5 protein-coding genes and 3 pseudogenes are annotated in these 6,090 nt (G+C 69.7%); 5 read left to right on the plus strand and 3 right to left on the minus strand.

Annotated features, from left to right (window positions below; all coding sequences use genetic code 11):
- Positions 1-224 precede the first annotated feature (224 nt).
- Positions 225-473, minus strand: a complete 249-nt coding sequence (locus tag ACWD1U_RS37130) for a hypothetical protein (protein ID WP_451113774.1) — start codon at positions 471-473, stop codon at positions 225-227.
- Positions 457-786, minus strand: a complete 330-nt coding sequence (locus tag ACWD1U_RS37135) for a relaxase domain-containing protein (RefSeq protein WP_451113775.1) — start codon at positions 784-786, stop codon at positions 457-459. The genes ACWD1U_RS37130 and ACWD1U_RS37135 overlap by 17 nt, the downstream gene beginning before the upstream one ends.
- A gap of 19 nt (positions 787-805) precedes the next feature.
- Here ACWD1U_RS37135 and ACWD1U_RS37140 point away from each other — a divergent pair, with 19 nt between their 5' ends.
- Together ACWD1U_RS37140 and ACWD1U_RS37145 are read left to right on the plus strand one after the other, a co-directional pair.
- On the plus strand, positions 806-1,222 hold the full coding sequence (locus ACWD1U_RS37140; RefSeq protein WP_451113776.1) for a hypothetical protein: 417 nt from the start codon (positions 806-808) through the stop codon (positions 1,220-1,222).
- A 350-nt stretch (positions 1,223-1,572) separates the two neighbouring features.
- Positions 1,573-2,013, plus strand: a pseudogene (locus ACWD1U_RS37145) (replication-relaxation family protein); the annotation flags it as partial.
- Between the two features lie 394 nt (positions 2,014-2,407).
- Here the strand turns inward: ACWD1U_RS37145 and ACWD1U_RS37150 are convergent.
- Positions 2,408-2,590 (minus strand): annotated as a pseudogene (locus ACWD1U_RS37150) (hypothetical protein); the annotation flags it as partial.
- A 257-nt stretch (positions 2,591-2,847) separates the two neighbouring features.
- Here ACWD1U_RS37150 and ACWD1U_RS37155 point away from each other — a divergent pair.
- The 3 genes and pseudogenes from ACWD1U_RS37155 to tal form a co-directional block, all read left to right on the plus strand.
- Positions 2,848-3,069 carry a hypothetical protein gene (locus ACWD1U_RS37155; protein WP_451113777.1) on the plus strand — a complete coding sequence of 74 codons (222 nt, stop codon included), beginning with the start codon at positions 2,848-2,850 and terminating at the stop codon, positions 3,067-3,069.
- Between the two features lie 365 nt (positions 3,070-3,434).
- On the plus strand, positions 3,435-3,734 hold the full coding sequence (locus tag ACWD1U_RS37160) for a hypothetical protein (RefSeq protein WP_451113778.1): 300 nt from the start codon (positions 3,435-3,437) through the stop codon (positions 3,732-3,734).
- Positions 3,735-4,139: 405 nt separating this feature from the next.
- Positions 4,140-5,252: pseudogene (gene tal, locus ACWD1U_RS37165) on the plus strand (transaldolase); the annotation flags it as partial.
- Positions 5,253-6,090: the final 838 nt, after the last annotated feature.

The raw sequence follows: 6,090 nt of genomic DNA on the forward strand, positions 1-6,090 counted from the left end.
TGGATGGCCGGCGAGCAGGCCCGCGCCGCCCGCCGGGCCGCCGACGACGCCCTCGCCCACGAGATCACCGCCTTGCACATCGCCTCCCGGTGCACGCGCAGCGTGGCGGGACGGAGAATTCTCCCCGCCGGAATGGGCGGAATGTCGTAGGTAGCGGAACTGGACAAGGGGCAACGCGAGCGCTGTGATTTCGGTCGATAGGGTCCTGTGTTGCGTCGGCTTCTTCACGCGGCGGCCCCGAGGGTGTCGGTGCCCGGCCGCCCGGCGCGCCGGCCGTTGACGGACGGCATGGCAGCGTGGGAGCGGTCGGCGAGGACCGGACGGCCGGTGTGCTTGCCCGCGTACATCGCGGCGTCGGCGGCCCGCTGAAGCAGCGACAGGTCCGTCGTGCCGAGGATGTCGGGGCAGGCGGCGCCGATCGACGCGGCGACGTCGACCAGGGCGCCGTCGCCGATGTCAGCGGCCGCCGACACAAACTTGCGTTGAGTGGCAACTCTCCGGCGCGTAACATGCGGTTAGGCGCAACTTTTGCCGTACAGTGCGAGCACCTGTACTGCGAAGGATCATCTTCTCGTGCAGGGCCAGGGTGTGGATCGACCCCCACTTCCCGTCCAGACGCTGCCCCTTCACGGACAGCAGCAGATGGTCATGGAGCAAGGGCATGCCCGAGCGCGCCTCGTAGTGGCGGAAGCGCGCGGCGACCAGACCACCGGGCGGCCGCACCCGGTAGATGCCGTCCTTGCCGTACCGGATCACCGCCACCTCGTCCTCGATCCACTCCAGCACCCGCTCGATCGCGCGCGTCGTGCCCGACGGCGTGCCCGAGGCCGCGGCGACCGTTCTGCGTACGGCCCGCGAGCTGCTGCGCCAGTCCTACTACTGCTACGAGTTCTCCACCGTGGCGGTCATGCACTCCCTGATCGCGGTGGAGATCGTGCTGCGCGACCGTATCCCCGACGCGGGCAAGAAGCCGCTGCACCAGCTCATCAAGCAGGGCGCCGCCGACGGGGTCCTGACGGCCCGGCAGGCGGAGTACCTCGACTATGGTCGGCAGATCCGCAACGGCATGGCGCACGGCCAGACCACTCACGCGGCGATGCCGCTGGCCATGGCGGTGCCGATGGTGACGACCTCGTGCTCTGCGCCGCACCTGCCTGACGATCACGGATCGGTAACGGCGCTCGGTGAAGCGTCACACCGTCGACTTTCGCCACACCTCTAGCAAGTGACGGGGGAATTCCATCTGGACCCCCGCGCCACTGCGTGAGGAGCTTCGTCATGACGTACGCCAGCAGCGCCCGGCAGCCCGAGCCGCGCCCGACCTGGACAAGGGGTGCCGAACGTCTTCCGGGCGGCCCGGAATCCAGTGCCGTGAACGGTGCCGCGAACGATTCCAACGTCGTCCCGATCACCGCAGCTCACACCGCCCGCCAGGGGGTCTCCCGGCGCGCTGACACCTTTCTCCCTTCCCCTGAGACGTCGGCGAAGGGGAAGAAGTCCACCCCCGCGGCCAAGGTGCGGGCCGATGCGCTGCGGATGCTGGGGTGCGTGCGTATAGCCACGGTCCGGCAGATGGCTGAGGTAATCACGAGGAATGAGTCGGACGGCCGGTCGTACGTGCGCAGGGCGATGAACAAGCTGGCGGAGCTCGGGCTGGCGGAAACGAACGGCAAGGACGGCAAGCACCAGATCTGGAACCTGACCCCGGCAGGGCAGAAGGCTCTGGCCGACGGCAACGAGCTGCCTCCCCGACCGAAGGCCGGCACCGGAGCGAGGGCCGTTCGCGCCGGGTTCGGCCCGCACGGCGTCGCGGTGACGGACATGATCCTCGCCTACGGCCGCCGCAAGTACCTGACCGACTGGCAGGTGGAGGTCAACCACGCCATCAAGGAGACCGGCCTGAGCTTCAACACCGACGCCGTCCTCGCGCTGCCGACCAAGACCAGCGAGGTGCGCCTCTTCGAGCTCGACAACGGCACCATGTCCCAGGCCCGCCTCGCCAAGGAGGTCTGGGACTACGAGCGCTACGCCGGACACCGCGTCTGGGAAGGCGCCCGCGGCACGATCGGCAACACGTTCCCGTTCTGGCAGCGCCACCGCTACACCCGCTCCCAGACCTTCCCGCGGCTGCACGTCGTCCTGGCGGGCAAGGAGGAGCACCTGCTCGACAACCGCCTCCAGGCGCTCGCCGCCGACGTGAAAAGGCATCGCCGTCGCGGTCTGGGTGAACACCCTGCCCCGGCTCCAGCGCGGCGAGCCCTGGTACGAGATCGGCGTCGACGACCCGGACCGGCGCCGCTGGCGCTACCCCGAACCGCCCGGCCGCTGAGGCAGAGCTGCCGGAGACGAGGACGCTCCCTCACGCAACAGCCGTGGGGGAGCGCCCTCGTGGACCACGCCGCGCCGGTCAGGCCAGGGCGGCCTGCTTCGCCAGCGCGGCGAGTGGGGAGCGCCGGCCCTTCTCCACCGCGCGCAGTTGCTCCCAGTCGAGTTCCGGGTGGGCGGGGACGACCGCGTCGACGGACGCCGTGGTGCAGAGAGCGACGTCTACGGCCCCGGCCCGGCTCGTGCCGAAGCGGACCTCGATCGAGTGGCGCGGCGGCGCGCACCAGTGGAGTGCTGCCTGAAGACCTGTCCTGCTCTGCGGTCAGGCCGCAGGAGCCGTGGCCACAGACGGATGGCACCGCGCTCACCCGGCCGTGTGGCCGTCGGCTGTCGGCGAGGGCGCGCCGGGCGTTGGCAAACGGGTGGCCCGAAGGCGTCCCTGGGGGCTGTTGCACTGCGGCGGGGAACCGATGGTCGGTGATGCTGGAATCGGCCGGCACACCGTGAGAGAGGAACCGCACGATGGAACAGTCGGAGCTGGAGAGCAAGGTCCAGAAGCTGGAGACGGGCCTGGCCGTCCAGGAAGCGTCCATGGCCGGGGCGCAGGCCACGCAGGCGGCGGCGCAGGCGGGAATGACCTCGACGTTCACCGCGACGCAGACCGGGACGTGGGCGGTGATGGCCACCGGCAGTGTCGCCCTGCTGGTCGGGATCTTCCTCGGCATGGCGATCGCCAAGGACTGACAGTCGGCCCCGCCCTACCGGGAGCCGCCCGTCTGGCTTTGCCGCCCCCGTCTGACCGGTGTGGTCCGGCGGGGGCGGCCCGTTGCGGGGCTGCCGTGGTCTTTGCAGAGGATCCCGGCGTTCACCTCACGTGGTGAACGTTCCCCATGTGCGCGCGGGGGGCGACCATGACGGTCCTGCGATCACTCGTTTGCCGATGGGTACCGGGCGCCCGCCACCGGGCCGGTGTCACGGATTGTCGTGGCCGTGCCTTGACGCTCTGTTTAGATCGCCACATATGGGCACTCAATAGGGCATACGATCTTGACGCTTTCCCGCCCGCGGAGCGCATCAGGTGCTCCCCGCGACAAGAAGAGGTGCCTTCCATGAGCGCTGCAGACCCGGTTGGTAAGGCCAGCCCTCACAGGGGTGACGGCGCGGCCGCTCACCGGCCGCGCCGACTGTCGACGGAGACGAAGGCGGCCTTCAAGACCACCGAGTTCTTCGTCTATATCGCCGCGGTCGTCGCGGTGCTGATCGCCTCCATGGTCGTGGGAGACGACGAGGGCCACGCCGACTACTTCCGCGCCGACAAGGCGTGGCTGTACATCGTGATCCTCACCGTCGGCTACATGATCAGCCGAGGCCTGGCCAAGTCCGGCAGCCGCGACCCGTACGACGACTGAGCACCGCTGCGACAGCGTGTCGGGGACGTACCGCATCGGCACCGCGGCCGCCACCACACTCCTACCTGCTCCGGCCGGTCGTGCCGGGGAAACCGTGCCGATGGAAGCCCTGGAAGGCATCCTGTGCTGCGATTCGTCCCGTCTTCCAGGCTGCGGATGTCCCTGGTGCGTCATGAAGCCGGTGGCGGACGTCTGGAGATGGTGGCGCCTTTGGATCGTCGCCGATCGGTGTCCGTGCCGGGCTGCGGTGGCCGCAATCCGGTCGTTGATGAATGAGGCGGGCGAAAGCGGAGAGTCGCAAGGTAGCGGGTGCCACTGCCACGAGTCCGCTTGGTCAGCGGGCACCGTCTCCGTCTTCAGTGGGCCTTCTGGCCCGGCGGCGCCGCTCCATCCTGGAGGTCTCGCATGCCTGTTTCCGCTTCGCCCGATCCGCTTGCCCAGCTGTCCGCCGCGGGGGTGTCAGTCTGGCTGGACGACCTGTCCCGTGAGCTGCTGGCCGGCGGGGAACTGAAGGAGCTGATCACGGACAAGCACGTGGTGGGGGTCACCACGAACCCCACGATCTTCGCCTCGGCGCTGTCCAAGGGAGACAGCTACAACGACCAGTTGCGCCGCCTGGGCGGTGAGGGGGCGGGCGTCGATGACGCGGTCTTCGAGCTGACCACCGCCGATGTGCGGGAGGGCTGCCGGGCGTTCCGCGATGTCTACCGGCGCACCGGCGGGCGGGACGGGCGGGTGTCGATCGAGGTCGATCCGCGGCTGGCCCGTGATGCGCAGGCCACGCTCGCCCAGGCGGTGAAGCTGTGGGAGACGGTAGCGGAGCCGAACCTGTTCGTGAAGATTCCGGCGACCCGCGAGGGACTGGCGGCGGTCACCGCCGCCATCGCCCGGGGTATCAGCGTCAACGTCACGCTGATCTTCTCGCTGGAGCGCTACCGGGATGTGATGGACGCCTACCAGACTGGTCTGGAGCAGGCCCTGGCCGCGGGACGCGACCTGTCGGACATTCACTCGGTCGCCTCGTTCTTCGTCTCCCGCGTCGACTCCGAGGTCGACCGCCGTCTCGACGCCCTGGGCACCTCACAGGCCCGGGCGCTCAAGGGCAGAGCTGCCATCGCCAATGCCCGGCTGGCATACCAGGCGTACGAGCAGGTGGTGGCCGAGCCGCGCTGGCAGATCCTGGCCGAGGCGGGGGCGCGTGCCCAGCGCCCGCTGTGGGCGTCCACCGGGGTCAAGAACCCGGCGTACCAGGACACGATGTATGTCAGCGAGCTGGCCATCGCGGGCACGGTGAACACCATGCCGGGCACCACGCTGGCCGCGTTCGCCGACCACGGCACCCTTCCTGACCATGCGCCGACCGCCCAGGACTACGCCGCGGCCGCAGCCCACCTGGAGGCGCTGGAGCACGCCGGCGTCGACTTCGCGGACGTGACCGACACCCTGGAACGCGAGGGACTGGACAAGTTCGAGAGCAGCTGGTCGGAGCTCGCCATCTTGGTCGACGAGGAGATGCGCTCCGAAGCCGGGAAGGCGGCCGGGAGCGGATCCGCGGAGGATGGTTCCGGCAGTGCCGGTCTGCTGTCGATCTATCTCAACGACCACTATTCCGGTGCGACCGGTGGCCTGGAGCTCTTCCGGCGAGCCGCCCAGGCACAGCAGGGCGAAGAACGGGAAGCGTCCCTTGCCGATCTGGCCCGTCAGGTGGAGGCAGACCGCGACGCGCTGGCACAGATCATGGCCGACCTGGAGGTGTCCGTCGACCACACCAAGGTTGCTCTGGGCTGGTTGGCGGAAAAGGCCGGCCGCCTCAAGACCAACGGTCATCTCTTCTCCCGCTCCCCGCTCAGCGACGTGCTGGAGGCCGAGGCGATGCTCCTGGGCGTTCAGGGCAAAGCGGCGTGCTGGCGCACCCTGCGTGCCCTGTCCGAGACCGACCGGCGCTTGGACACCGCGCACCTGGACATCCTGCTGGAACGTGCCGAGCGCCAGAGCGCGGCTCTGGAGGAGATACGGATCGCGGCAGTCACCCGAACGCTCCGCCCCCAGCCCACCCCCGCACAGTGATCCGGGTCACCGCTCCCGGGCAATGGGCCCGGCAGCGCCTCCACCGCGGTCTCACCGCTCGCCCTCCGCGGCCACCCTCGACGTGCCATCTGGCGGCACACGTTGCGCACACGAGCCGGTTCCAGGCGGACTCGGTGGACACTGGCCTGCGAGCCTGCGAGCCTGCGTCTTCGGGCGAGGGGCTGGCTCATCACGTGTCCCAGCGCACCAGCATCAAGCTGCACACGGTGGCCGAGTCGGTGATTGCCTGGGCGCTGGGGCAGCCGCTGCCGGAGCTGGTGGGGCGGGA

The organism is Streptomyces sp. NPDC002788 (assembly GCF_053592115.1).

Bases quoted from the DNA above. Each gene is read 5' to 3' on its own strand.
- ACWD1U_RS37155 (WP_451113777.1), top strand. From the start codon at position 2,848: ATGGAACAGTCGGAGCTGGAGAGCAAGGTCCAGAAGCTGGAGACGGGC.
- ACWD1U_RS37160 (WP_451113778.1), top strand. From the start codon at position 3,435: ATGAGCGCTGCAGACCCGGTTGGTAAGGCCAGCCCTCACAGGGGTGAC.